At 65.2% G+C, this 24030-nt stretch carries 21 protein-coding genes; 14 read left to right on the top strand and 7 right to left on the bottom strand.

Annotation, left to right across the window (positions count from 1 at the left end; genetic code table 11):
- Nucleotides 1–12 precede the first annotated feature (12 nt).
- The 3 genes from IVA91_RS14185 (at nt 13) to IVA91_RS14175 (ending at nt 3094) form a co-directional block, all read left to right on the top strand.
- Nucleotides 13–468, top strand: a complete 456-nt coding sequence (locus IVA91_RS14185) for a VOC family protein (protein ID WP_247279652.1) — start codon at nt 13–15, stop codon at nt 466–468.
- Between the two features lie 77 nt (nt 469–545).
- Nucleotides 546–1442 (top strand): ribonuclease HII, encoded by an 897-nt coding sequence (locus IVA91_RS14180; RefSeq protein WP_247279653.1) that lies wholly within the window; start codon nt 546–548, stop codon nt 1440–1442.
- 143 nt (nt 1443–1585) lie between these two features.
- On the top strand, nt 1586–3094 hold the full coding sequence (locus IVA91_RS14175; protein WP_247279654.1) for a glycosyltransferase family 39 protein: 1509 nt from the start codon (nt 1586–1588) through the stop codon (nt 3092–3094).
- 41 nt (nt 3095–3135) lie between these two features.
- Here the strand turns inward: IVA91_RS14175 and IVA91_RS14170 are convergent, their stop codons facing one another.
- Nucleotides 3136–3945 carry a uracil-DNA glycosylase gene (locus tag IVA91_RS14170; RefSeq protein WP_247279655.1) on the bottom strand — a complete coding sequence of 270 codons (810 nt, stop codon included), beginning with the start codon at nt 3943–3945 and terminating at the stop codon, nt 3136–3138.
- A gap of 135 nt (nt 3946–4080) precedes the next feature.
- On the opposite strand from IVA91_RS14170, the gene IVA91_RS14165 reads away from it, so the two are divergent.
- From IVA91_RS14165 to IVA91_RS14155, 3 genes are all read left to right on the top strand, one after another.
- Nucleotides 4081–5742 (top strand): electron transfer flavoprotein-ubiquinone oxidoreductase, encoded by a 1662-nt coding sequence (locus IVA91_RS14165; protein ID WP_247279656.1) that lies wholly within the window; start codon nt 4081–4083, stop codon nt 5740–5742.
- 324 nt (nt 5743–6066) lie between these two features.
- A complete protein-coding gene (locus tag IVA91_RS14160; protein ID WP_247279657.1) occupies nt 6067–7863 on the top strand; it encodes a tetratricopeptide repeat protein in 1797 nt (598 codons plus the stop codon).
- 86 nt (nt 7864–7949) lie between these two features.
- Nucleotides 7950–8834: a 4-(cytidine 5'-diphospho)-2-C-methyl-D-erythritol kinase gene (locus IVA91_RS14155; RefSeq protein WP_247279658.1), complete on the top strand. Its 885-nt coding sequence runs from the start codon at nt 7950–7952 to the stop codon at nt 8832–8834.
- 103 nt (nt 8835–8937) lie between these two features.
- On the opposite strand, the gene IVA91_RS14150 is transcribed toward IVA91_RS14155, so the two are convergent.
- The 5 genes from IVA91_RS14150 to IVA91_RS14130 form a co-directional block, all read right to left on the bottom strand.
- A complete protein-coding gene (locus tag IVA91_RS14150) occupies nt 8938–9816 on the bottom strand; it encodes an alpha/beta hydrolase (RefSeq protein ID WP_247279659.1) in 879 nt (292 codons plus the stop codon).
- A complete protein-coding gene (locus IVA91_RS14145) occupies nt 9809–10441 on the bottom strand; it encodes a LysE family translocator (protein ID WP_247279660.1) in 633 nt (210 codons plus the stop codon). The genes IVA91_RS14150 and IVA91_RS14145 overlap by 8 nt, the downstream gene beginning before the upstream one ends.
- 44 nt (nt 10442–10485) lie before the next feature.
- Nucleotides 10486–11748, bottom strand: coding sequence for a beta-ketoacyl-ACP synthase II (gene fabF, locus IVA91_RS14140; RefSeq protein ID WP_247279661.1), 1263 nt, complete (start codon nt 11746–11748; stop codon nt 10486–10488).
- A gap of 1 nt (nt 11749) precedes the next feature.
- Nucleotides 11750–12265: a helix-turn-helix domain-containing protein gene (locus IVA91_RS14135; protein ID WP_247279662.1), complete on the bottom strand. Its 516-nt coding sequence runs from the start codon at nt 12263–12265 to the stop codon at nt 11750–11752.
- 411 nt (nt 12266–12676) lie between these two features.
- Nucleotides 12677–13684 (bottom strand): polyprenyl synthetase family protein, encoded by a 1008-nt coding sequence (locus IVA91_RS14130; RefSeq protein ID WP_247458826.1) that lies wholly within the window; start codon nt 13682–13684, stop codon nt 12677–12679.
- A 132-nt stretch (nt 13685–13816) separates the two neighbouring features.
- Here IVA91_RS14130 and IVA91_RS14125 point away from each other — a divergent pair, with 132 nt between their 5' ends.
- The 6 genes from IVA91_RS14125 (at nt 13817) to glyS (ending at nt 19462) form a co-directional block, all read left to right on the top strand.
- A complete protein-coding gene (locus IVA91_RS14125) occupies nt 13817–14044 on the top strand; it encodes a DUF2007 domain-containing protein (protein ID WP_247279664.1) in 228 nt (75 codons plus the stop codon).
- A complete protein-coding gene (locus IVA91_RS14120) occupies nt 14037–14804 on the top strand; it encodes a methyltransferase (RefSeq protein WP_247279665.1) in 768 nt (255 codons plus the stop codon). Before IVA91_RS14125 ends, IVA91_RS14120 begins: the two co-directional genes overlap by 8 nt.
- Nucleotides 14805–15018: 214 nt before the next feature.
- Complete coding sequence (locus tag IVA91_RS14115) at nt 15019–15927, top strand: S49 family peptidase (protein WP_247279666.1); 909 nt, start codon at nt 15019–15021, stop codon at nt 15925–15927.
- Nucleotides 15928–16032: 105 nt separating this feature from the next.
- The gene (locus IVA91_RS14110; protein ID WP_247279667.1) at nt 16033–16224 is read left to right on the top strand and encodes a hypothetical protein; all 192 of its coding nucleotides are present in this window, start codon (nt 16033–16035) and stop codon (nt 16222–16224) included.
- Nucleotides 16225–16424: 200 nt separating this feature from the next.
- Complete coding sequence (locus IVA91_RS14105; RefSeq protein WP_247279668.1) at nt 16425–17363, top strand: glycine--tRNA ligase subunit alpha; 939 nt, start codon at nt 16425–16427, stop codon at nt 17361–17363.
- Complete coding sequence (gene glyS, locus IVA91_RS14100) at nt 17363–19462, top strand: glycine--tRNA ligase subunit beta (protein WP_247279669.1); 2100 nt, start codon at nt 17363–17365, stop codon at nt 19460–19462. The genes IVA91_RS14105 and glyS overlap by 1 nt, the downstream gene beginning before the upstream one ends.
- A 267-nt stretch (nt 19463–19729) precedes the next feature.
- On the opposite strand, the gene IVA91_RS14095 is transcribed toward glyS, so the two are convergent.
- Nucleotides 19730–20083 carry a DUF1236 domain-containing protein gene (locus IVA91_RS14095; protein WP_247279670.1) on the bottom strand — a complete coding sequence of 118 codons (354 nt, stop codon included), beginning with the start codon at nt 20081–20083 and terminating at the stop codon, nt 19730–19732.
- A gap of 223 nt (nt 20084–20306) precedes the next feature.
- Here IVA91_RS14095 and IVA91_RS14090 point away from each other — a divergent pair, with 223 nt between their 5' ends.
- Both IVA91_RS14090 and ppdK read left to right on the top strand, forming a co-directional pair.
- Nucleotides 20307–20462, top strand: coding sequence for a DUF3096 domain-containing protein (locus IVA91_RS14090; protein WP_008562090.1), 156 nt, complete (start codon nt 20307–20309; stop codon nt 20460–20462).
- Nucleotides 20463–20558: 96 nt separating this feature from the next.
- Complete coding sequence (gene ppdK, locus IVA91_RS14085) at nt 20559–23498, top strand: pyruvate, phosphate dikinase (protein WP_247458825.1); 2940 nt, start codon at nt 20559–20561, stop codon at nt 23496–23498.
- Nucleotides 23499–24030 lie beyond the last annotated feature (532 nt).

The following is a 24030-nucleotide window of genomic DNA, read 5'->3' as shown; positions in this document are numbered from 1 at the left end:
ACGAGGCGTAACATGAGTGAGGAAACCACCGTGCCGGTGCCGCGGCTGACCGTAGTCACGCTCGGTGTCAGCAACATCCGCGCCAGCATTGCCTTTTACGAGGCGCTCGGTTTCTCGCGCCTGCTCAAGGCGACCGGTGAGGCGGTCGCATTCTACGACACCGGTGGTCCGGTGCTCGCCTTGTATCCCTGGGATCAGCTCGCCGCCGACGCCGGGTTGCCGGACAATCCAAGACCGCCGGCATTTCGCGGGATGACGCTCGCCTGGAACTGCCGGACGCGCGAGGAGGTCGATACGGTGCTGGCTTTCGCTGTCGACAAGGGTGCAGCGCTGCTGAAAGCGGCGCACGAGACTGATTACGGCGGCTATTCCGGCTATTTCACCGATCCCGATGGCCATCCTTGGGAGGTCGTGGTCGCACCCGGGATCGAGGTGGGCGAGGACCGACGGGTGCATTTGGCGGAATAGGGCGGCTCACCTGAATAACGGGAATTGTCTCGGGTTCCAGGTTGCGCTGGCGAAGCCGCTTGCGCACGATCCCCACCATGATTCGGGACAAGTCCGCCAAGAAGCTGGCCAAAGACACGCCAAAAAAAGACGGTGCGAAGAAGGCTGCGCCTGCCAACACGTTGGAAGGCAAGCCGCCGCAAGCCAAGTCGTCGGAAACTAAGGCGTCGGAGGTTCAGGCTTTAACCGGCAAAAGCGCCGGCCGGAAAGGCATCATTGCCGTGGCCCCGCCGAGCTTCCGTCGTGAGCGCGCGCTGATCAAGCGCGGCGTCTGGCCGGTCGCAGGCTGCGACGAGGCCGGTCGCGGACCGCTCGCCGGCCCCGTGGTGGCGGCGGCCGTGATCCTCGATCCCGACCGCATTCCCCGTGGCATCGATGATTCCAAGCGCCTGACCGCCGAAGAGCGCGAAAAACTGTTCGACAAGATCTGCGCCACCGCGCAGGTCTCGGTCGCCGTGGCTTCGCCCGCGCGGATCGACCGCGACAACATCCTGCGTGCTTCGCTATGGGCGCTGAAGCGCGCGGTGGTGGCGCTGCCCGAGGCGCCGCGCCACGTCTTCGTCGACGGCCGCGACCGGCTCGATACGGAATGCGACTGCGAGGCCGTGATCGGCGGTGACGGCATCGTGCTGTCAATCGCGGCCGCCTCCATCGTTGCCAAGGTGACGCGGGACCGGCTGATGTGCGCGCTGGCGCAGGACTGCCCCGGCTACGGCTTCGAGCAGCACAAGGGCTACGCTGTCCCCGAGCATCTCGACGCCCTGGATCGCCTCGGCCCCTCCATCCACCACCGCAGCTTCTTCGCCCCCGTCGCCGCCGCCCGCGCCAAGCACATGCCCTGGACCGTCGAGCCGGCGCAGGATCTGTTCTCTGTCGCGGAGGTCGAGGTGCAGGTGGAAGCCCAAATCGAGATCGACGCGTCTGCGAATCTCTAGGTGTTTCCTCCGCAGCCTCCCCCATCCGTCAAGCCCGGCATGACGACTTGCGGCGGTTGCCACGACGCGCAGCGCCCTTTATCAAAACAGGTGTGAGCGAACAGGGCCGGCTGGACGGGTTGGCTGCATCTTTCGGACGTTGCATGCGGTTTACCTCGCTGGTCATCGAGCTCATTCGCGCCCGGCCGCGGCTGATCGTGTGGATCGCCGTGCTGCTCCAGGCGGCGATGTGGCTGTTCGTGGCGCTGGTGTTCTACCGCAGCCCGCCCGGCAGTCTGGCGACGCTGCTGGCCTTCGGCCGCGAGTACCAGGTCGGCACCGATCTCGGCCCGCCGCTGCCTGTCTGGCTCGCCGACATGGCCTATCGCGCCGCCGGCGGTCACATGTTCGGCGTGTATGTCCTCGCTGAGCTCTGCGAGATCGCGACCTTCATCGCGCTCTTTCATCTGTCTCGTGCCGTCGTCGGCTCACAGCAGGCGGTGCTCGCCGTGCTGCTGACCATGACCGTGCTAGCCTTCTCCTCGTCCGCGCTCGACTTCGGACCCTTGGTGCTGGCACGGCCGCTCTGGGCGCTGCTGCTGCTGCACTCCTGGCAGATCATCGGCCAGCGCCGCGGCAATGCCTGGTTCGTCTGGTCGATCGAGGCCGGCCTGTTGTTGCTCACGACGCCCGCCGCGATCTTCCTCCTCCTCCTGATCGTCGTCTTCGCGATCTCGACGGCGGGAGGCCGCAGGACGCTGCGCGGGCTCGATCCGCTATTCGCGCTGATCGTCGTCGCCGTGCTGGCGCTGCCCTATGCGATTTGGCTGATGCGCGCCGAGACATTGACGATGCCGGTCTTGCCGCAAGTTTCGGAGCTCAACGCCCGCGTCCTGCACGCAGCCTGGCTGCTCGGCGGGCTCGCGCTTGGGGCGGCGGCGATTCCGGCGCTGACCTTCCTGAATACCGGGATGTTCGCCGGCAAGGGCGAGGAGCCGCCGATCATCTATCGCCCGCCGGTCGAGCCGCTCGCGAGCAACTTCGTCTATTTCTTCGCGCTGGCGCCGCCACTCGGCGCGGTGCTGATCTCCGGCCTGCTCGGGCTCGAATCCGTCGTCGGCGGCGCCGCCGTCATGCTGGTCATGTCCGGGCTTGCCGTGGTGGCCGCCGCAGGGGATCTCATCGCGATGCGCCGCGCGCGGATGCTGCGCATGGTCTGGGCCGCCGCAATCATCGCGCCCGCCATCGGCGTCGTGCTCGCCGTCCTGATCATGCCTTGGACCGGCACCGGCGAGATCGCGACCTCGATGCCGGCGCGCGCGATCTCGGATTTCTTCGACGAGAGCTTCGCCCGCCGCACCAATCATCGCCTGCGCGCGGTCGCCGGCGAGACCCAGCTTGCGAGCCTGATCGCGCTGCATTCCGGCCGGCCGCATCTCTTCATCGATGCCGATCCTGCGCGCACGCCGTGGATGAATCAGGCCAAGTTCAGCGAGACCGGCGGCGTCGTGGTCTGGCGCGCCTCCGACACCGCCGGCACCCCGCCGCCGGAGATCCTCAAACGATTTCCCAACATCGTCCCGGAAGTCCCGCGCGCCTTCGAATGGCTGGTAACCGGCCGCCAGCAGCTTTTGCGCATCGGCTGGGCCATCGTGCGGCCGAAGGGGACGTAGCGCTCTCTCCGTTGCAATGACGAAGGAGAGTGTCCCGTCCCTCACGACCCCGCCAGCACCTTCGCAACCGCGCGCAGATCCTGCCAAGCCAGCCGCTTGTAGGACGGCGAGCGCAGCAGGTACGCCGGGTGAAATGTCGGCAGCGCGCGGATGGTGCGCTGGCCGGTGTCGTAGTCGAACCAGCGGCCGCGGGTGCGCATGATGCCTTCGCGCGTTCCGAGCAGCGTCTGCGTCGAGGGATTGCCGAGCGTCACCAGCACATCCGGATTGACCAGTTCGATCTGACGCTGGATGAAGGGCAGGCAGATCTGCGTCTCCTGCGGCGTCGGCGTCCGATTGCCGGGCGGCCGCCAGGGAATGACGTTGGCGATATAGGCGGTGGTGCGGTTGAGCCCGATCGCGCCGATCATGAGATCGAGCAGCTTGCCGCTGCGCCCGACGAAGGGCAGTCCCTCGATGTCCTCGTCGCGCCCGGGCGCCTCACCGACGAACATGATGCGCGCCTTAGGATTGCCGTCGGCGAACACCAGCCGCGTCGCGGTGTGCTTCAGCGCGCAGCCCTCGAAGCTCTGCATCAGTTCGCGCAGTGCATCCAGCGTCGGCGCCGTGCGCGCGGCCTCGCGTGCCGAAGCAATCGCGACGTCGGGGGCAAGGGCTGCCTCGCCGCGCATTAGCGTCGGCGCGGCGACCGGCCGCGATGGCTCGACCGGCGGTGCCACGGGCGGAGCCGGTGGCGGGGCTTCTAATTCCGCCAGGCGGTCGATCGGTTCCTCGGCGAGCGCGCAGTCGACACCGGCCTCCAGATAGAAGGCGAGAAGCTCGCGGATGGTGGGTGCGGGTTCGGGGATCATGGGAAAGTCTGACTTTTATATCAGCTTGGGCGGTCTTGCACCCCGGCGAAACGTATTTCCGAGGTTGTCCTACCCGGAAAAATCGGAAACAAGAGGGCGCAATCGACCAAGGACCGTCTCAAGGGCTGAGATCAGATGAGCACCGAAGAACTCCCTCCTCGCGAATCCATGGAATTCGACGTCGTCATCGTCGGCGCCGGCCCCTCGGGCCTGTCGGCTGCGATCCGGCTGAAGCAGCTCAACGCCGATCTCAACGTCGTCGTGGTGGAGAAGGGCTCCGAGGTCGGCGCGCACATTCTCTCCGGCGCCGTGATCGACCCGGCCGGGCTCGACAAGCTCGTTCCGGACTGGCGCGAGGATTCCGACTGCCCGCTGAAAACCCAGGTGAAGGACGACCGCTTCTACTGGATGACGGCCGGCGGCGCGATCAAGCTGCCGAACTTCATGATGCCGCCGCTGATGGACAATCATCATTGCTACATCGGCTCGCTCGGCAATGTCTGCCGCTGGCTGGCGCGCAAGGCCGAGGCGCTCGGCGTCGAAATCTATCCGGGCTTTGCGGCGGCCGAAGTGCTCTATGACGAGGAGGCCAAGGTTAAGGGCATCGCCACCGGCGACATGGGCATCGGCCGGGACGGCAAGCCGAAGGACTCCTTCACCCGCGGCATGGAATTGCTCGGCAAGTACACGCTGTTCGCCGAAGGCGCGCGCGGCAGCCTGACCAAGCAGCTCATCAACAAATTCGCACTCGACGCCAAGGCCGAACCGCCCAAGTTCGGCATCGGGCTCAAGGAGGTCTGGCAGATCGATCCCGCCAAGCACCAGAAGGGCTTGATCCAGCATTCCTTCGGCTGGCCGCTCGATATGAAGACCGGCGGTGGCTCATTCCTCTATCATTACGACGACAATCTCGTCGCCGTCGGCTTCGTCGTACATTTGAATTACGACGATCCCTATCTGTCCCCATTCGACGAATTCCAGCGCTTCAAGACCCATCCCTCGATCCGCGGCACTTTCGAAGGCGCCAAGCGGCTCGCTTACGGGGCGCGCGCCATCACCGAGGGCGGCTACCAGTCGGTGCCGAAGCTGAGCTTCCCCGGCGGCGCGCTGATCGGCTGCGCGGCCGGTTTCGTCAACGTGCCGCGCATCAAGGGTGTGCACAATGCGATGGGCACCGGCATGCTCGCCGCCGAGCACGTCGCTGCGGCGATCGCCGCCGAGCGCGCCAATGACGAGCTCGTGGAATACGAGAACGCCTGGCGTTCCTCGTCGGTCGGCAAGGATTTGTTCCTGGTCCGCAACGTCAAGCCGCTGTGGTCGAAGTTCGGCACCGTGCTCGGCGTCGCGCTGGGCGGCTTCGACATGTGGTGCAACACGCTGTTCGGGGCCTCGCTGTTCGGCACGCAATCGCATCTCAAGCATGACCGCGCCACGCTCGATCCGGCCAAGCAGCATGCACCGAAGAACTATCCGAAGCCGGATGGCAAGATCACCTTCGACAAGCTGTCCTCGGTGTTCTTGTCCAACACCAATCACGAGGAGGACCAGCCGGTCCATCTCAAGGTCGCTGACATGAACCTCCAGAAGACCTCGGAGCACGACGTGTTCGCCGGTCCCTCGAGCCGCTATTGCCCGGCCGGCGTCTATGAGTGGATTGAGGAGGGGTCTGGCCCGCGTTTCCAGATCAATGCCCAGAATTGCGTCCACTGCAAAACCTGCGACGTGAAGGACCCCAACGGCAACATTACCTGGGTTCCCCCGGAAGGCGGTGGCGGCCCGAATTACGAGGCAATGTAAGCCGGGATCACGTATCCAGGCCCGATGTGGCCGGGGTTACGCCACCCCGGCAATGTGACGCACGTTCGCGTGAGACCGGGGGCCGCCGGAGCGGCTGGCGGCCACGATAAGGCCATAGTAGCGGCGTCTTGGGGCGCTGTTGGCGGATTCACTTGGCCGCGTTGGGACGTGCGGCGGGGATCGCCGGTCCGAATCCTTGCGGCGAGGCGCCAAAAGCGGCATTGTCTGGCCTGACGGTTCCGGGTCCCGATGCCACCGGCCGCGTTCGCATGCGATACGGCCTCTGCTGCAAACCCAGGCACTACCAACTCAAGGCGAGCCCTGATGTTTTCAAATCGTTTCAACCGCTGGACTGCTGCCGCCATCGCCTTCATGGGCACCGCGATCATGGCGGTCCCCGGCGCGGTCCTGGCGCAGACGCCGGATCACCCGGAGAACACGGCGGCGCAGTTTCCGACCCGGAACGATCTGAAGTCGCTCACCGGCGCCGGCAGCTATCTCGCCGCCCGCCACGCCAGCGTCGAGCGCGACGCGACCTCGGCCGCGGCGTTCTACCGCTCGGCCCTGCGCACCGATCCGAAGAACAACGAACTGCTCGACCGTGCCTTCATCTCCTCGGTCGCCGACGGCGACATCGACGAGGCGGTCAAACTCGCCGAGCGCATCCTCACCATCGACAAGACCAACCGCGTCGCGCGGCTCGTCGTCGGCGTTCACGATCTCAAGCTGAAGAAGTACGCGGCGGCGCAAACCAACATCAACCAGTCGATCCGAGGTCCGATCACTGATCTCGTCGCCACGCTGTTGTCGGGCTGGGCCGCCTATGGTGCGGGCGATGCCAAGGGCGGTGTCGCCACCATCGACAAGCTGGCCGGTCCGGAATGGTATCCGCTGTTCAAGGATCTGCACGCCGGCATGATCCTCGAGCTCTCCGGCAAGGAGAAGGACGCCGGCACCCGCTTCGAGCGCGCCTACAAGCTCGACGATTCCATGCTGCGCATCACCGAGGCCTATGCGCGCTGGCTGTCGCGCAACAAGGATTCCGCCGCGGCGACTACCGTCTACCAGGCTTTCGACAAGAAGCTCGCCCGTCATCCGCTGATCTTGGAAGGCCTGCGCGAGACCAAGGCGGGCAAGAAGATGCCGCCGCTCGTCGATTCCGCGCAAGCCGGCGCCGCCGAAGCGCTCTACGGCATCGGCGCCACGCTGACCCGCCGCGGCGGCGAGGATCTGGCGCTGGTCTATCTCCAGCTCTCGCTCTACCTCCAGCCCAGCCATCCGCTGGCGCTGCTCTCGCTCGCCGACCTCTATGAATCGGTGAAGCGGCCGCAGATGGCGATCAAGGTCTATGAGCGCGTGCCCTCGTCCTCGCCGCTCAAGCGCAACGCGCAGATCCAGCTCGCCATCGACCTTGATTCCGCCGACCGCACCGACGAGGCGATCAAGATCCTCAAGGGCGTCACGTCGGAGGATTCCAAGGACCTCGAAGCCATCATGGCGCTCGGCAATATCGAGCGTGGCCGCAAGCGGTTCGGCGACTGCGGCGCGACCTATTCGCAAGGGATCGAGGTGCTGCCGCCCGGCAACGACAAGGCCAACAGCGTCTGGTATTACTATCGCGGCATCTGCGAGGAGCGCTCCAAGCAGTGGGCCAAGGCCGAAGCCGACATGAAGAAGGCGCTAGAGCTCCAGCCCGACCAGCCGCACGTCCTCAACTATCTCGGCTATTCCTGGATTGACCAGGGCGTGAATCTCGACGAAGGCATGAAGATGATCAAGCGCGCCGTCGAGCAGCGTCCCGACGACGGCTATATCGTGGACTCCCTCGGCTGGGCCTATTACCGCATCGGCAATTACGAGGAGGCGGTGAAGAACCTCGAACGCGCGATCGATCTCAAGCCCGAGGATCCCACCATCAACGATCACCTCGGCGACGCCTACTGGCGCGTCGGCCGCACGCTGGAAGCAAAATTCCAGTGGTCGCATGCGCGCGATCTCAAGCCCGAGCCGGAAGAACTGCCGAAGATCGAGGCCAAGATCGCCAACGGTCTGCCGGACGACAATTCGAACTCTTCGGCGGCGCAGGCCGAGAAGAAGAAGGACGACGGCAAGGGCGGCTGAGCTGAGCGCGTGATCCGGAAATCGTGTAGCGCTTTTTCGGCAAGATCATGTGAAGGAAAGACGTAGGTTCTGGGGGCGTGTCGCCGATGTCGGCGTTGATTGAACTGGGGCGGGCGAAGGTCAATCTGAGCCTTCGCGTCGTCGGCCGTCGTGCCGACGGCTATCATGATCTCGAAAGCGTGGTTGCGTTTGCCGACTGCGCCGACCGGCTGACGCTGGAGCCCGGCGGCGAGTTGAAGCTCACAACCACCGGACCGCTGGCCACAGCCTGCGGCGATAACGCCGACAATCTCGTGCTCAAGGCCGCCAAGCTTCTGGCTGAGGCCGTACCGGGCCTGAAGCTGGGCGCCTTCGTGCTCGACAAGGTGCTCCCCGTCGCGGCCGGCATCGGCGGTGGCTCGGCGGATGCCGCGGCGGCGCTTCGGCTCTTGGCCCGTCTCAACGATTTGTCGCTCGATGATCCCCGTCTCCAGAACGTCGCGCTCGCAACTGGCGCCGACGTGCCGGTGTGCCTGCTCTCGCGGGCCTGCGACATGACCGGAGTCGGCGAGCAACTGCTGCCGCTCGCGCTGCCGAACATGCCCTGCGTCATGGTCAATCCGCGGGTGCCGGTCGCGACCAAGGACGTGTTCCAGGCGCTGGGCCTGCGCAATGGCGAGCTCCTGGTCGGCGTCACCGACGTCATCCGCGCTCCGGCCTGGCCGGAGGAGGGGGCCTCGATCGCTGACTGGGTCGACGTTCTCGAAACTGTCCCCAACGACCTCGAAGCGCCCGCAATGCGCATCGAGCCGGTGATCGGCAAGGTCCTGCAAGCCTTGCGTGCCTCTGCCGGCGTCAAGCTCGCCCGCATGTCCGGCTCCGGCGCGACGTGCTTTGCGATCTACGGCGCGCCCACCGACGCCCATGCCGCCGCCGAAAGGATCCGGCGCGATCATCCCGGCTGGTGGGTGCATGCGGGGACGTTGAGCTAGTATTTCCGCGGAGACGCTGCGCAGCCCGGATGAGCGATGCGATCCGGGATTCTTTCTTGCCGCGCCCTGCATGTCGTTGCGCTCATGAAGGCTACGTTGTGAGCTAATCCGCACTTTGCTTGTCGAGCCCGAGAAACCGCCGGATCTTAGCCAGCACCTCTTGCGGCTTGTCATGCTGCAGCCAGTGTCCCGCCCCGGCGATGGTCTCGACGCGCGCGTTCTGGAAATACCTCTCCAGGCCCGCTGCCTTTGCGCCGACCAGAAAACTTTCGCCGGCATTGAGCAGCAGCGTCGGGCAGGCGATGCGCGCCCAGAGTTCGACGTGGTCGTCTGGCCAGAGCCGGTGCGGCGCACTGGCGCGCTGGTAGGGATCGAACTTCCAGCTATAGGTGCCGTCCTCGTTCTGCCGCGCGCCATGGGTGGCGAGATGCAGCGCGAGGTCGCGGGACAGCCGCTTGTTGTGAAGCATCATCTGCGCGGCTGCGGCCTCGAGCGTCGAATAGCGGCGCGGCGTGCGGTCGTGCAGCTTGTCGAGCTGCGCCACCCATTTGCCGATGCGCTCATGCACCGGCGGCTTCGGCGTGTCCGGCAACATGGTCACGCCGTCAAGGACGACGAGCTTGGAGACCAGCTCGGGGAATGAGCCCGAAAAGATCAGACTGACCATGCCGCCCATCGAATGGCCGATGAGCGTCACCTGCGGCGCAGCAATGATGCGGACAAGCTGGGCAAGATCGTAGACATATTCCGTCAGCGCGTAGCTGCCGCCTCGGGTCCAATCGGAATCGCCGTGTCCGCGCAGGTCGGGTGCGAGCACGTGGAAATGCGGCTGCAGCGATCGAGCGATGACGTCCCAGCTCCGGCAATGATCGCGGCCGCCGTGAACCAGGACGGCGGTGGGCGCGTTTTCGTTGCCCCAATCGGCAAAATGTAGCCGGAGGCCGTGCGATTCATAGAACCGGCTTTGCGGGGCGCTAGCCATTTGCCGGCCGCCGGGCCAGCGCGAGCGACAGGCCGAGGCCGGCGATGAAGACGCCCGAGCCCTGCGTGAGGCGCCGCATCAGATGCGGCCGTCCGATCAGCTGCTTGCGCGTCGCTGCTGCCATCAGCACCACCACCGCATCGGCGAGCGTGTTCAGCGTCACCGAGATTGCGCCGAGGAGGACGAATTGCAGCGCGGGGTTCGATCCCGCGGGATCGAGGAACTGCGGAATGAAGGTGAGGAAGAACGCGGCGGTCTTCGGGTTCAGCGCCTCCACCAGCACGCCGTCGCGAAAGGCGCGATTGTCGCCGATGGGCTCGCTCTCGAGAGACGGTGCCCGGCCGGCGCTGCGAAAAGTCTTGATACCGAGCCAGACCAGATAGAGCGCGCCGATAAATTTCACTGCGGCGAACAGTTCGGCGCTGGCCAGGATGATCGCGGAGATGCCGAGGCTGCCCGCCACCACATGAACCAGTCCGCCCAGCGCCGTGCCCGCAGTCGATGCGAAACCGCTGACGCGTCCCTCCGATAATGTCCGTGCCGCGACATAGAAGATGCCGGGGCCGGGAACGGCGGCAATGAGACAAGCTGCCACCAGGAACAGCCAGAAATTCGTCGTGATCATTGTGTTTTGGTAGCGAAGCCTGACGCGATTGCAAGGCCCCTCGTTTAGCCCATCCGGCGGAAGATCACGCTGGCATTGACCCCGCCAAATCCGAAGCCGTTCGAGATGGCGCTCTGGATCGGCATCGGCCGCGCTGCGCCGGCGACGATGTCGATGCCGTCAGCGCCAGGATCCGGGTTTTCGAGATTAAGCGTCGGCGGCGCGATCTGGTCGCGTAAAGCCAGCACGGTGAAGATCGCCTCCAACCCGCCGGCGGCGCCGAGCAGATGGCCGGTGGCCGATTTGGTCGCGCTCACGGCAATGCCGCGGTCACGGCCGAACAGCGCGGCGATGGCGCCAAGCTCGCTCTCGTCGCCGGCGGGCGTCGATGTCGCATGGGCGTTGAGGTGCTGCACATCCGAGGGCGCAAGGTTCGCCTGCCGAAGCGCGATCTCCATGGCGCGGCGGGCGCCATCACCGTCGGGCGGCCCTGAGGTCATGTGATAGGCATCCGCCGTCGTGCCATAGCCGACGATCTCCGCGATCGGCGCCGCGCCGCGCGCCAGCGCATGCTCCAGTTCCTCGATCACTAGGATGCCGGCGCCTTCGCCCATCACAAAACCGTCGCGGTCGCGATCGAACGGGCGCGAGGCGCGTGCAGGCTCATCGTTGAAGCCGCTCGACAGCGCACGTGCCGCAGCAAAGCCACCGAGGCTGACGATATCGATACAGGCCTCCGCACCGCCGCAGATTGCGACGTCGATCTCGTCGGCGCGAATCATGCGCGCGGCATCGCCGATCGCCTGGACCCCGGCCGCGCAGGCGGTGACGGGCGTGCCCAGCGGTCCCTTGTAGCCGTATCTGATCGAGACGTGGCCAGCGGCGAGATTGGCGAGGAACGAGGGGATCGTGAAGGGCGAGAGCCGGCGCGCGCCGCGCTGCTCCGTGATGCGCACCGCCTCTGCGATCGCCGGAAAGCCGCCGACGCCGGAAGCGATGATCGTCGCAGTCCGCGCCAGCGCCGCGGCGTCCTGCGGCATCCATTTGGCTTGCGACACTGCTTCTGCGGTGGCGAGCAGCGCGAACAGGATGAAGCGGTCCATCTTGCGCTGGTCTTTTGGCGCAGCCGCCTGTGCGGGATCGAAGCCGGCTTCGGCGTCATCGCCCTTGTCGGGCACGAGTCCGGCGATGTGCGCCGGCAGTACCTGCGCCCATTCGGGCAGAGGGCGCAGCCCGCTTTGACTGGCCAGCAGCCGGCGCCAAGACCGCTCGACACCGCAGCCAAGCGGCGACACCGCGCCCATTCCCGTCACGACGATACGACGCATGTCAGTCTCCAGACGGCGCGACGGCCGGGTTCATGGCCTTGAGTGAAGCGAGTCGTTTGCGCATCCCGCGGCTGGCGCGTGGACCTGCGATGACGACTGCATTGGTGAGCGTGATCGGACGCAGGTCGGCGGCATCGACGACGACAGGATCGAACGGGCGGATCTCGTCGCGGCTCGCCAGCCGGATGGCTTCGCCCTCTGGAGCGAGATGCTTGTTGCCCCAGGCGAGCAGCGCCACGATCACGGGAAAGAAATCCCGCGCCTTGTCCGTCAGCGCATATTCGTAGCGCGGCGGCCGCTCATGATAGCGGCGGCGAACAAACATGCCGTTCTCGGTGAGATGGGCGAGCCGCCGCGACAGGATGTTCGGCGCGATCCCGAGGCTTTGCGAAAACTCGTCGAATTTCGTCGCGCCCTGAAAGGCATCGCGCAGGATCAAAATGCTCCACCATTCGCCAACCGTCTGCACGGCGCGGCCGACAGGGCATTCCAGGATGGAGGAAGATTTGGGCTGCATGGCAGGAAGGTAAGTGAGTGACTTGCAAAAAGCAAGTGACTGGAGCGGGCAGCAGCAGGCGCGAGCAGTGTAAGTGATATGATGGTTCGGTGGGGGAGACAGCGCGTCTGGTAGGAATGTGCGGTGGGCACTTGCCGGACCGCGCTCGTGCTTCGGACGCAGCGCAGCGCCTCTTGGCGGTGCGCTGCGGAGCCGGGACCCATCTAGCTGCGCGTGCCGCGTGAGTCCCGGCTCTGCGCGGCCCCGCGAAGAGCGTTGCAGCGCGTCCGGGACACGGGAGGGAGTGCGATGCTGCCTAACGCTCCGTCATTGGGAGCGGAGCGAAGCAATCCAGATCGCCACCGCGGAAGGATTTCGGATTGCTTCGCTGAGTTCGCAATGACGAGTGGAAAGCGCGTCAGGCTGTCACGCTTAATGTGATCGCGCCAGACAGAACGCCACGACCTGTTCCAGCGCGCTCTTCATCGGCGAGGACGGGAACAGTGCCAGCGCGTCCACGGCCATGGCGCCGTAGTGCTGGGCGCGGCTCAGCGTGTCCTCCAGCGCGCGGTGCTTGTTCATCAGGCCGATGGCGTGGTCGAGATCGGAATCGCCGATGTCGCCGCGCTCCAGTGCCCGAATCCAGAAGGCGCGCTCGGTGTCGTTGCCGCGGCGGAAGGCGAGCACCACCGGCAGCGTGATCTTGCCTTCGCGGAAATCGTCGCCGGTGTTCTTGCCGAGCTTGGCGCTCTTGCCGCCATAGTCGAGCACGTCGTCGACGAGCTGGAAGGCGATGCCGAGATTCATGCCGACCGAGCGGCAGGCGGTCTGCTCCGCCTTCGGGCGTTTGGCGATCACGGGGCCGACCTCGCAGGCGGCGGCGAACAGCTCGGCCGTCTTGCCGCGGATCACGGCGAGATATTCGTCCTCGGTGGTCGCGGTGTTCTTGGCCGCGGCGAGCTGCATCACCTCGCCCTCGGCGATGGTCGCGGCGGCCGCAGAGAGGATGTCCAGCGCGCGCAGCGAGCCGACCTCGACCATCATGCGGAAGGCTTGGCCGAGCAGGAAGTCGCCGACCAGCACGCTCGCCTCGTTGCCCCAGAGCATGCGCGCCGACAGCTTGCCTCGGCGCATCTCGCTTTCGTCGACGACGTCGTCGTGGAGCAGGGTCGCGGTATGCATGAACTCGACGGAGGCGGCGAGCTTGATGTGGCCGTCGCCGGTGTAGCCGGCGAGGTTGGCCATGGCGAGCGTCAGCATCGGCCGCAGGCGTTTTCCCCCGGAGGAGATCAAATGATTGGCGACCTCCGGGATCATGGTCACATCCGAACCGGTCCGCGACAGAATCGTGGCGTTGACGCGCTCCATGTCACCGGCGACAAGGGCAACCAGCTCTTCGATCGACGCGCCGGGAGTTTCGAAAGGTACGATGACGGCCACGCCGGTCTCCAATATTTGCCCCGGAAGGGCTATTCTGATGGAAAGACAATAGAAACTGGTGGCGGATGCGGCAAGTGCCGCGGAACCATTGACATTTGCCGCTTCCCTCTTTTTCAGGCAGGAGACCTGCGTTTGCGTGAACTGGTTCGGACCAACGACATGGTGCTGGTGTCAGCGATCGGCGCGCTGCTCGACGGTGCCAATATCCATCATCTGGTGCTTGACCAGAACATGAGCATCATCGAGGGCTCGCTCGGCATTTTGCCGCGGCGGATCCTGGTCCATGAGGATGACGCCCTCGAGGCCCGCCAGCTTCTCACCGCGGCCGGGCTCAGCCACGAATTGCGCGGCGATGATTGAGGCCGCAGCTGATATCACCGAGGACACCTTTCTCGGCGGGCAGTTGCGCCTGAAGCAGAAGCGATCCGGCCATCGCGCCGGACACGACGCCATCCTGCTTGCGGCGGCGACCGCGGCCAAGGCGGGCGATCGCGTGATCGATCTCGGCGCCGGCATCGGTACGGCGGGCCTCGCGCTTGCCAGGCGCGTGGCTGGATTGCGGCTCGGCCTGGTCGAGATCGATCCGGTGCTGGCAGAGCTTGCGCGGTCCAATGCGGCGGCGAATGGAATTGCCGCCGAGACGATCGTGCTCGACGTCACTGCCGATGCACAGGCGTTTGCGGCAAATGGGCTCGTGCCCGACAGCGTCGACGTGGTGCTGATGAACCCGCCTTTCAACGATCCGGTTCGGCATCGCGGCTCGCCGGACCAGGCGCGTCACACCGCCCATGTCGCGAGGGACGAGACACTGAATGCATGGGTGTATGCGGCGCGGCGCATCCTCCGATCGAACGGCGTGCTGACGTTGATCTGGCGTGCAGATGGGATCGCCGACGTCCTGGCAGCGCTGTCACGGGGCTTCGGCAGTCTCTCGATCCTGCCGGTTCACGGCGAGGCGGGACGGCCCGCGATCCGGGTGCTGGTGCGCGCGGTGAAAGGCGGCCGGGCGCCGGCGCGAGTGCTGCCGGGGCTCATGCTCAACGACGAGTCGGGCGTGCCTGAAAAAGAGGTGAAGGAGATTCTGGAGGGGAGGGCGGTCTTGCCGCTGGCGGAGCCGTGATTGCTTATTGCGGAAGCGATTCCGACTGCTGTTCCTGCGGCGTCGTCAGGCGGATCGCCATGAACAGCGCACCGATCAGCAGCATCAGCAAATAGATTTTCATGGCGTTCTCCGCTGCCTCATTGCAGCCTCCCAACGGGAAATCTGCAAAACACGTTCCAGGCACTTCCAATGACAGTCGCGTGATAAAAAATGGTTAAACAGAGGTAACGGCATGGCCGAACATTTGAACGATCGTGAGAGTTCCGGCCTGGCCGACAAGCTCATGCAATATCTGCCGGCGCGTTTCCGGCCCGGCACGCCAATTGTGCCCGTGGTGCGGCTGTCCGGCGTGATCGGCGCAGTGACGCCGCTGCGCCCCGGCATGACGCTCGCGGGCGTAGCGCGCGTGCTGGAGCGGGCGTTTTCACATCGCAACGCCAAGGCGGTGGCCTTGGTGATCAATTCGCCTGGCGGCTCGCCGGTGCAGTCGCGCCAGATCTACCTGCGCATCAAGCAGCTCGCGGCGGAGAAGAAGCTGCCCGTGCTGGTCTTCGTCGAGGACGTCGCCGCCTCAGGCGGCTACATGATCGCCTGTGCCGGCGATGAGATCATCTGCGATCCCTCTTCGATCCTCGGTTCGATCGGCGTGGTCGGTGGCAGTTTTGGTTTCCAGGAGGCTATCAAGCGGCTCGGCGTCGAGCGGCGCCTCTACACCGCCGGGGCCCATAAGGCGATGCTCGATCCGTTCCTCCCGGAAAATCCTGATGACGTGGCGAAGCTGAAGGCGATCCAGCGTGAGATCCACCAGATCTTCATTGCCCTGGTAAAGGACAGCCGCGGCGGACGCCTGAGGGGCACCGACGACACCCTGTTCACGGGCGAATATTGGGCGGGCGAGAGCGCGGTCGCGCTAGGGCTCGCCGACAGCATCGGCGATCTCCGCTCAACTCTTCGTGCCCGCTACGGCGAGAAGGTTCTCACCCCTGTGATCGCGCAGCCGACCGGTCTGTTGTCCGGTCTTCTGGGCCGGAAATCGCCCGGGGCGGGTCAGCTTTCGGCGCTGGAAACAATGGCCGGTCTGCCTGATGAGCTGATCTCGGCGGTCGAGACGCGGGCGATTTGGGCGAAATTCGGGTTCTAGGGCTCGCACTCCCGCGCCATTTGGCCCCTCTGCCCTCCGATTGCGGCGCAGGTCCATCTGCGCAACAATGCGCGTGGGGGCTGAGCACTAGACAAGGATCGACCGATGCCGCCGTTCGTCGCTTTCGCGGGCGTGCTGGGCGGGCTTGCCGTGGTCCGCTGGGCCTACAAGACCGCTGTCCGGATCAACCAGGAGCTGGAGGAGATGCGCTTGTCGCGCGTCACCGAAGCCGCCCATATGGGGGACATCCAGACGCTGAAACGTGACCCCGTGACCGGAGCTTACCGCCCGGGGTAGTTGCGCCATTCGTCATGCCCGGGCTTGTCCCGGGCATCCACGTTCTTCGTGCCGCGCCAAACATTCGTGGATGGCAGGGACAGCTCGGCTATGACGGAGAACTGGGCTGCTTTCCCGCCCCCTTCGCCTTGATTCCCATCCCCGCCGCCGATACGGTCCCGCGCGATTCAAAACCCCCCCCGCGAGAGCCTGATCTGACGATGGACGCCTCCTTGCCCGCCCATATGCGCCCGGAACGCTCGTTCCAGGGCTTCATCCTCGCGCTCCAGCGGTTCTGGGCCGAGCAGGGCTGCGTGATCCTGCAGCCCTACGACATGGAGATGGGCGCGGGCACCTTTCATCCGGCGACCACCCTGCGCGCGCTCGGGCCAAAGCCGTGGAACGCGGCCTATGTGCAGCCCTCGCGCCGGCCCAAGGACGGTCGCTACGGCGAGAACCCGAACCGGATGCAGCACTACTACCAGTTCCAGGTGATCATGAAGCCGTCGCCGCCGAACCTTCAGGAGCTGTACCTGAAGTCGCTCGCCGCGATCGGCATCGATTCCGCCGTGCACGACATCCGCTTCGTCGAGGACGATTGGGAGAGCCCGACGCTGGGCGCCTGGGGCCTCGGGTGGGAATGCTGGTGCGACGGTATGGAAGTCAGCCAGTTCACCTATTTCCAGCAGGTCGCGGGCTTCGAATGCGCGCCGGTGGCGGGCGAGCTCACCTACGGGCTCGAGCGCCTAGCGATGTATGTGCAGGGCGTCGATCGCGTCTACGACCTCAACTTCAACGGCCGCGATGGCGACGCCAGGGTCACCTATGGCGACGTCTTCCTGCAAGCCGAGCAGGAATATTCGCGGCACAACTTTGAACATGCCGACACCGCGATGCTGTTCGAGCAGTTCAGGATGGCCGAAGCGGCCTGCAGGAAATATCTGGACGCCGGCTGGCGCGAAGGCGACAACAGCAGGCAGCATCTGATGGCACTGCCGGCCTATGACCAGTGCATCAGGGCGAGCCACGTCTTCAATCTGCTCGATGCGCGCGGCGTGATCTCCGTGACCGAGCGGCAGAGCTACATTCTGCGCGTGCGCGAGCTGGCCAAGGCCTGTGGCGAAGCCTGGATCCATACTGAAGCGGGCGGAGCGGCCTGATGCCCGATCTTTTGCTTGAACTGTTCTCGGAAGAAATCCCCGCGCGCATGCAGGCCAAGGCGGCCGACGATCTGCGCCGCATGGTCACCGACAGGCTGGTCGCCGAAGGCCTCGTCTACGAGGGCGCAAGGGCTTTCGCGACGCCGCGCCGCCTCGCGCTCACCGTGCACGGCATCCCTGCGCGCCAGCCTGACCTCAAGACCGAACGCCGCGGACCGAAGATCGGCGCACCCGATGCGGCCGTGCAGGGCTTTCTGAAAGCGACCGGTTTGAATTCGCTCGACGAAGCCAAAATCCAACGGGATCCGAAGGGCGACTTCTATATTGCGCTGATCGAGAAGCCCGGCAGCGCCGCGATCGACGTGCTCGCGGAAATCCTGCCGGTGATCATCCGCACCTTCCCCTGGCCGAAAGCGATGCGCTGGGGCGCGCGCTCCGGCAAACCCGGATCGCTGAACTGGGTGCGTCCGCTGCACGCAATCACCGCGACTTTCGGGCTCGAGACGGAACAGCCCGACGTCGTGAAGTTCTCGGTGGACGGCATCGAGGCCGGCCAAACCACTTACGGCCATCGCTTCCTCGCACCTGCGGCGATTTCCGTGCGTCGTTTCGAGGACTACGAGGCTAAACTTCTCGCCGCAAAAGTCGTGCTCGACCCTGAGCGCCGCAAGGATGCGATCCTCACCGACGCCAAGCAGCTCGCCTTCGCGCAAGGGTTCGAGCTCGTCGAGGACCAGAACCTGCTCGACGAGGTCGCCGGCCTCGTCGAATGGCCGGTCGTGCTGATGGGCTCGTTCGAGCCGGAATTCTTGACGACGCCCGCGGAAGTCATCCGCGCCACGATCCGCAACAACCAGAAGTGCTTCGTGGTGCGCGATCCCAAGACGGGCGAGCTCGCCAATAAGTTCATCCTCGTTGCCAACATCGAGGCGACCGACGGCGGCAAGACCATCATCGCCGGCAACGAGCGGGTCATCCGCGCGCGGCTCAGTGATGCGAAGTTCTTCTATGAAACGGATCTGAAGACCAAGCTCGAGGAGCGGCTGCCGAAATTCGAGCAGATCGTGTTCCACGAGAAGCTCGGCACGCAGGCCGCGCGAATCAAGCGCATCGAGCGCCTGGCGGCCGAGATCGCGCCGCTGGTCGGCGCCGACGTTGGCAAGGCAACGCGCGCCGCGCATCTGGCCAAGGCGGATCTGCTGACCGAAGTCGTCGGCGAATTCCCCGAGGTGCAGGGATTGATGGGCAAGTATTATGCGTTGGCGCAGGGCGAGGACGCTTCGGTCGCGGCCGCCTGCGAGGAGCACTACAAGCCGCAAGGACCTGCCGATCGCGTACCGTCCGATCCGGTCAGCGTTGCTGTGGCGCTCGCCGATAAGCTCGATACGCTCGTTGGCTTTTGGGCCATCGACGAGAAGCCGACGGGGAGCAAGGATCCGTATGCGCTGCGGAGAGCTGCCCTCGGGGTGATCCGGTTGATTGCCGAGAACGCGCTGCGTTTGTCGGTCATGAAGGTGGCGGCGTCCGCACTCGCCGGTTTGTCGGTTAAGCCGGCCGATGCGCAAAAGCTTCCGATAGACCTGCTCGCCTTCTTCGCCGACCGCCTCAAGGTCCAGCTCCGCGAGCAGGGCGCGCGTCACGATCTCGTCGATGCCGTGTTCGCGCTCGGCGGCCAGGACGATCTTCTGATGATCGTGCGCCGAGTCGAGGCGCTGGGCAGGTTTCTCGACACTGACGACGGCAAGAACCTGCTGGCCGGCACCAAGCGCGCCAGCAACATCCTCTCGATCGAGGAGAAGAAGGACAAGCGTACGTTCGACGGCGCGCCGGATGCTGCGCTCTACAGCCTCGATGAAGAGAAGGCGCTGGCGAAAGCGATCGGCGAGGTCAAGGCGGAAGCGAGCGCCGCCGTCGCCAAGGAAGACTTTGCCGCGGCCATGAGCACTCTGGCGAAATTGCGTCCGCCTGTGGATTCGTTCTTCGACAAGGTTCGCGTCAATGACGACGATGCGAAGGTGCGCGAGAATCGGTTGAAGCTGCTGAACGAGATTCGCAGCGCCACACGGGCGGTGGCGGATTTCTCGAAGATTCAGGATTGAGGCTCGTGCCCGGACGCTGCGCAGCGCGCCGCCCTTCGCGGAGTGATGCGCTGCAGAGCCGGCCCCATGTCGCCGCGCGCTTGGGGCTTCCGGGTCCGGGTCGCGCTTCGCTTGCTCGGGACACGAGCGCAACAGGAGCCCGCAAAAAAGTGCCCCGCCCGGCGGGGGGAGGACCGGGCGGGGCCTGATGTCCGATTTAACACTGCTCGCGCCAGCCTGATGTGGCGCGCCGGACATCTAGTCGATCTCAGGTAGTCGATCTCAGTCTCAGTCCAGCACCTCGACGATGCGACGCGAGCGCGGTTCGACCAGCACGGTCTCGCCGTTCACGACGGTGTAGCGATAGGTGGTGGCGCCGAAACGCTGCGGCACGTCATAATACGTGACGCCGCTCTCGGGTAAGGTGGCGCCCACCACCACGCGATCCGGGATGCGGAAGGGCGGCACACGTTGTTCGACGACATAGTCGCGGAAGGCCGGCCGCTGGTCGACGGCAATGCTGGGGGCACTGTCGACCACGGTAGGCGCGCGTCCCACCGTGACATCGCTTTGCGCCTGTGCCGCAAGGGGCGAGCCGATCGCAACGCCCAGCGCTGCAAGGGCAAGAATCCTGTTCCGCATGGGCAACTCCTTCGATGTGATGTTTGGCAAGCGCCAGTGGCGCAACCGGTGGCCAATGCATGCGACTTCGCAATGTTCCGGGAAAAGGCCTGCCGTATCCGCGGCAATTTCGGGCAGTTTTCGAGAAGCCGGGAACTCGCATTGGCTTTCCGCGTCTCTACTCGCGGAACCGGGGCCGCTATGATCCGCCCGCGATTCGTCCACCTCCACAGAAAGATAATTCATGCACATCACCGTCGCCCACATTTCGCCGATCCTGTCGTTGATTGCGGGCGTGCTCATCCTGATCATGCCGCGACTCCTGAATCTTATCGTCGCGATCTTTCTCATCGTGAATGGCGCGATCGGGCTTGGGCTCCTGAAGTGGCTCCGCTTCTAGGCGTTCACTTTTCGGAACTCTCCGACTTGCGCGGGCCCGCCCAAAGTGGTGTAAGGCCCGCGATTTCCCATTCCTCTCGCAGGTTGTGTGCAAGCTATGGCCAAAGCCGCCTCGAAGCCCAAGAAAATGCCAGCGAAAATCCCAGCGAAATCAAAGTCCTCCACTGCCGCAAAGGCCGCGCCGCGGGCCCGCAAGGCGCTGGCCAAGAGCACGCCGAAGCCGGTCGCCAAGCCCGTTGCAAAGCCCGCTGCCAAGCCGGCGGCAAAGGCTGTGACCAAGGCGGCTCTGCCGAAGGTCGCTGCAAAGCCCGCACCCAAGAAGGCTACCTCCGCCAAGGCGGCGCCAGCAGCGGCCAAGGCCGGCAAATGGGTGTTCACATTCGGTGACGGCAAGGCCGAAGGCCGCTCGGAAATGCGTGACCTGCTCGGCGGCAAGGGCGCCAACCTTGCCGAGATGGCCAATCTGGGCCTGCCGGTACCTCCGGGCTTCACCATCCCGACCTCGGTCTGCACCTACTTCTACGCACACGACAAGACCTATCCGAAGGAACTGCAGTCGCAGGTTGAGAAGGCGCTGGAGCATGTCGGCAAGTTGACCGGCAAGGTGTTCGGCGACACCAAGAACCCGCTGCTCGTCTCCGTGCGTTCCGGCGCGCGCGCCTCGATGCCGGGCATGATGGACACCGTGCTCAATCTCGGCCTCAACGACCAGACCGTGGAAGCGCTGGCCGAGTTGTCGGGTGACCGCCGCTTTGCCTATGACAGCTATCGCCGCTTCATCACCATGTATTCGGACGTGGTGCTCGGCTTCGAGCATCATCATTTCGAGGAAATCCTCGACACCTTCAAGGACAGCCAGGGTTACACGCTCGATACCGATCTGTCCGCGGACGACTGGGTCGAGCTGGTCGGCAAGTACAAGGACGCGGTCGCGCGCGAGACTGGCAAGGAATTCCCGCAGGATCCGCACGACCAGCTCTGGGGCGCGATCGGTGCGGTGTTTTCCTCCTGGATGAACGCGCGCGCGGTGACCTACCGCAAGCTGCACGACATTCCGGAATCCTGGGGCACCGCGGTCAACGTGCAGGCCATGGTGTTCGGCAACATGGGCGATACCTCCGCGACCGGCGTTGCCTTCACGCGCAATCCCTCGACCGGCGAAAGCAAGCTCTACGGCGAATTCCTGATCAACGCGCAAGGCGAGGACGTGGTGGCGGGTATCCGCACGCCGCAGGACATCACCGAGGAGGCGCGGAAGGAATCGGGCTCCGACAGGGCGTCGATGGAATCGGCGATGCCGGAGGCCTTCAAGGAGCTGACGCGGATCTACACGCTGCTCGAGAAGCACTACCGCGACATGCAGGACATGGAGTTCACGGTCGAGCAGGGCAAGCTCTGGATGCTCCAGACCCGCAGCGGCAAGCGCACTGCGAAAGCGGCGCTGCGCATCGCGGTCGAGCTGGCCAATGAAGGCCTGATTTCGAAAAAGGAAGCGGTGACCCGGATCGATCCAGCCTCGCTCGATCAGCTGTTGCATCCGACCATCGATCCCAACGCCAAGCGCGACGTGATCGCGACCGGCCTGCCGGCCTCGCCGGGAGCAGCCTCCGGCGAGATCGTGTTCTCCTCGGACGAGGCGGCCAAGCTCCAGGCCGATGGACGCAAGGTGATCCTGGTCCGGATCGAGACCAGCCCGGAAGACATCCACGGCATGCACGCCGCCGAAGGCATCTTGACCACGCGCGGCGGCATGACCTCGCACGCGGCGGTGGTCGCGCGCGGCATGGGCAAGCCCTGCGTCTCCGGCTGCGGCACCATCCGCGTCGATTACGGCCGCGGTACCATGAGCATCGGCTCGCGCACCTTCAAGACCGGCGACGTCATCACCATTGATGGTTCGCTCGGCCAGGTGCTCGCCGGCCGCATGCCGATGATCGAGCCGGAGCTGTCCGGCCAGTTCGGCACGTTGATGAACTGGGCCGACCAGGTCCGCAAGATCGGCGTGCGCGTCAATGCCGATACGCCCGAGGATGCCCGCACCGCGATCAAGTTCGGCGCCGAGGGCATCGGCCTGTGCCGCACCGAGCACATGTTCTTCGAGGAGACGCGCATCCGCACGGTGCGCGAAATGATCCTCTCCGAAGACGAGCAGGCACGCCGTGCCGCGCTCGCCAAGCTGCTGCCGATGCAGCGCGCCGACTTCGTCGAGCTGTTCGAGATCATGAAGGGTCTTCCCGTCACGGTCCGCCTGCTTGATCCGCCGCTGCACGAGTTCCTGCCGCACACCCATGCCGAGGTCGAGGAAGTGGCGCGCGCCATGAACACTGATCCGCGGCGCCTGGCCGACCGCGCCCGCGAGCTCTCGGAGTTCAATCCGATGCTCGGCTTCCGCGGCTGCCGCATCGCGATCGCCTATCCTGAAATCGCCGAGATGCAGGCGCGCGCAATCTTCGAGGCCGCGGTCGAGGCGCAGAAGCGCACCGGCAAGGCCGTCGGTCTCGAGGTGATGGTCCCGCTGATTGCGACAAAGGCCGAGCTCGACCTCGTCAAGGCGCGGATCGATGCGACTGCGCAGGCGGTGATGCGCGAGACCAATACGAAGATCGCCTATCAAGTCGGCACCATGATCGAGCTGCCGCGCGCCTGTCTGCTCGCGGCCGAGATCGCGGAAAGCGCCGAGTTCTTCTCGTTCGGCACCAACGATCTCACGCAGACGACGTACGGCATCAGCCGCGACGACGCGGCGAGCTTCCTCGGTCCCTACGTGGCGAAGGGCATCCTCTCGGTCGATCCCTTCATCGCGCTTGATCAAGAGGGCGTCGGTGAGCTCGTCAAGATCGGCGTCGCGCGCGGCCGCAAGACGCGGGCCTCGCTCAAGGTCGGCATCTGCGGCGAGCACGGCGGCGATCCCGCCTCCGTCGCCTTCTGCCACACGATCGGCCTCGACTACGTCTCCTGCTCGCCCTACCGCGTGCCGATCGCCCGCCTGGCTGCGGCGCAAGCCGCGCTCGGCAAGGCAATCGCGAGCCAGGCGTAAGCAGCATCGATATGCTGGAATGAAAGAGGCGGGGGCCCCAACCCCGCCTCTTTGCGTGATGCTGTATCCCTACCGTCATTGCGAGCGCAGCGAAGCAATCCAGAATCTTTCCCCGGAGGCAGACTGGATTGCTTCGCTGCGCTCGCAATGACGAGCTTGCGGGACGCGTTCGCCGCACTCCCTGTCATCGCCCGGCTTGACCGGGCAATCCAATACGCCGAGACGGTCGTGATGAATCGAGACGACGCGGCGTACTGGATGCCCCGCTTTCGCGAAGCATGACACCCGTGATGGGGGAACGCTTTGCGCAAACGCCAAACAGCATAATGATCGCGCGTCCCGTATTGATACATGTGCGCAAGAGTTCCTTCACCATTCGCGTTGACCGGTTGTTTACCCCCTGACGTGACGACGCATTTACCACCGCGCGCGATCGCCCCGTGAAAACACCCGTGTTTGCTTGAGTGTGCCGTGCGCGCCACGTCGATTAACGCACCGGCAACCTAAATTGGATACTTACAATCAAGATCGA

The organism is Bradyrhizobium sp. 153 (assembly GCF_023073835.1).
GTDB lineage: Bacteria > Pseudomonadota > Alphaproteobacteria > Rhizobiales > Xanthobacteraceae > Bradyrhizobium.
Note: the sequence above shows the minus strand (reverse complement) of the source record. Positions and strands in the feature narration are given on the sequence as shown.

Excerpts from the sequence above, each read along its gene's own strand:
- fabF (WP_247279661.1), bottom strand. The coding sequence starts at position 11,748 with ATGCGTCGTATCGTCGTGACGGGAATGGGCGCGGTGTCGCCGCTTGGC.
- IVA91_RS14095 (WP_247279670.1), bottom strand. The coding sequence starts at position 20,083 with ATGCGGAACAGGATTCTTGCCCTTGCAGCGCTGGGCGTTGCGATCGGC.
- IVA91_RS14165 (WP_247279656.1), top strand. The coding sequence starts at position 4,081 with ATGAGCACCGAAGAACTCCCTCCTCGCGAATCCATGGAATTCGACGTC.
- IVA91_RS14115 (WP_247279666.1), top strand. The coding sequence starts at position 15,019 with ATGGCCGAACATTTGAACGATCGTGAGAGTTCCGGCCTGGCCGACAAG.
- ppdK (WP_247458825.1), top strand. The coding sequence starts at position 20,559 with ATGGCCAAAGCCGCCTCGAAGCCCAAGAAAATGCCAGCGAAAATCCCA.
- IVA91_RS14110 (WP_247279667.1), top strand. The coding sequence starts at position 16,033 with ATGCCGCCGTTCGTCGCTTTCGCGGGCGTGCTGGGCGGGCTTGCCGTG.
- IVA91_RS14180 (WP_247279653.1), top strand. The coding sequence starts at position 546 with ATGATTCGGGACAAGTCCGCCAAGAAGCTGGCCAAAGACACGCCAAAA.
- IVA91_RS14145 (WP_247279660.1), bottom strand. The coding sequence starts at position 10,441 with ATGATCACGACGAATTTCTGGCTGTTCCTGGTGGCAGCTTGTCTCATT.
- IVA91_RS14155 (WP_247279658.1), top strand. The coding sequence starts at position 7,950 with ATGTCGGCGTTGATTGAACTGGGGCGGGCGAAGGTCAATCTGAGCCTT.
- IVA91_RS14150 (WP_247279659.1), bottom strand. The coding sequence starts at position 9,816 with ATGGCTAGCGCCCCGCAAAGCCGGTTCTATGAATCGCACGGCCTCCGG.
- IVA91_RS14135 (WP_247279662.1), bottom strand. The coding sequence starts at position 12,265 with ATGCAGCCCAAATCTTCCTCCATCCTGGAATGCCCTGTCGGCCGCGCC.
- IVA91_RS14170 (WP_247279655.1), bottom strand. The coding sequence starts at position 3,945 with ATGATCCCCGAACCCGCACCCACCATCCGCGAGCTTCTCGCCTTCTAT.
- IVA91_RS14120 (WP_247279665.1), top strand. The coding sequence starts at position 14,037 with ATGATTGAGGCCGCAGCTGATATCACCGAGGACACCTTTCTCGGCGGG.
- IVA91_RS14105 (WP_247279668.1), top strand. The coding sequence starts at position 16,425 with ATGGACGCCTCCTTGCCCGCCCATATGCGCCCGGAACGCTCGTTCCAG.
- IVA91_RS14185 (WP_247279652.1), top strand. The coding sequence starts at position 13 with ATGAGTGAGGAAACCACCGTGCCGGTGCCGCGGCTGACCGTAGTCACG.
- IVA91_RS14090 (WP_008562090.1), top strand. The coding sequence starts at position 20,307 with ATGCACATCACCGTCGCCCACATTTCGCCGATCCTGTCGTTGATTGCG.
- IVA91_RS14175 (WP_247279654.1), top strand. The coding sequence starts at position 1,586 with ATGCGGTTTACCTCGCTGGTCATCGAGCTCATTCGCGCCCGGCCGCGG.
- glyS (WP_247279669.1), top strand. The coding sequence starts at position 17,363 with ATGCCCGATCTTTTGCTTGAACTGTTCTCGGAAGAAATCCCCGCGCGC.
- IVA91_RS14160 (WP_247279657.1), top strand. The coding sequence starts at position 6,067 with ATGTTTTCAAATCGTTTCAACCGCTGGACTGCTGCCGCCATCGCCTTC.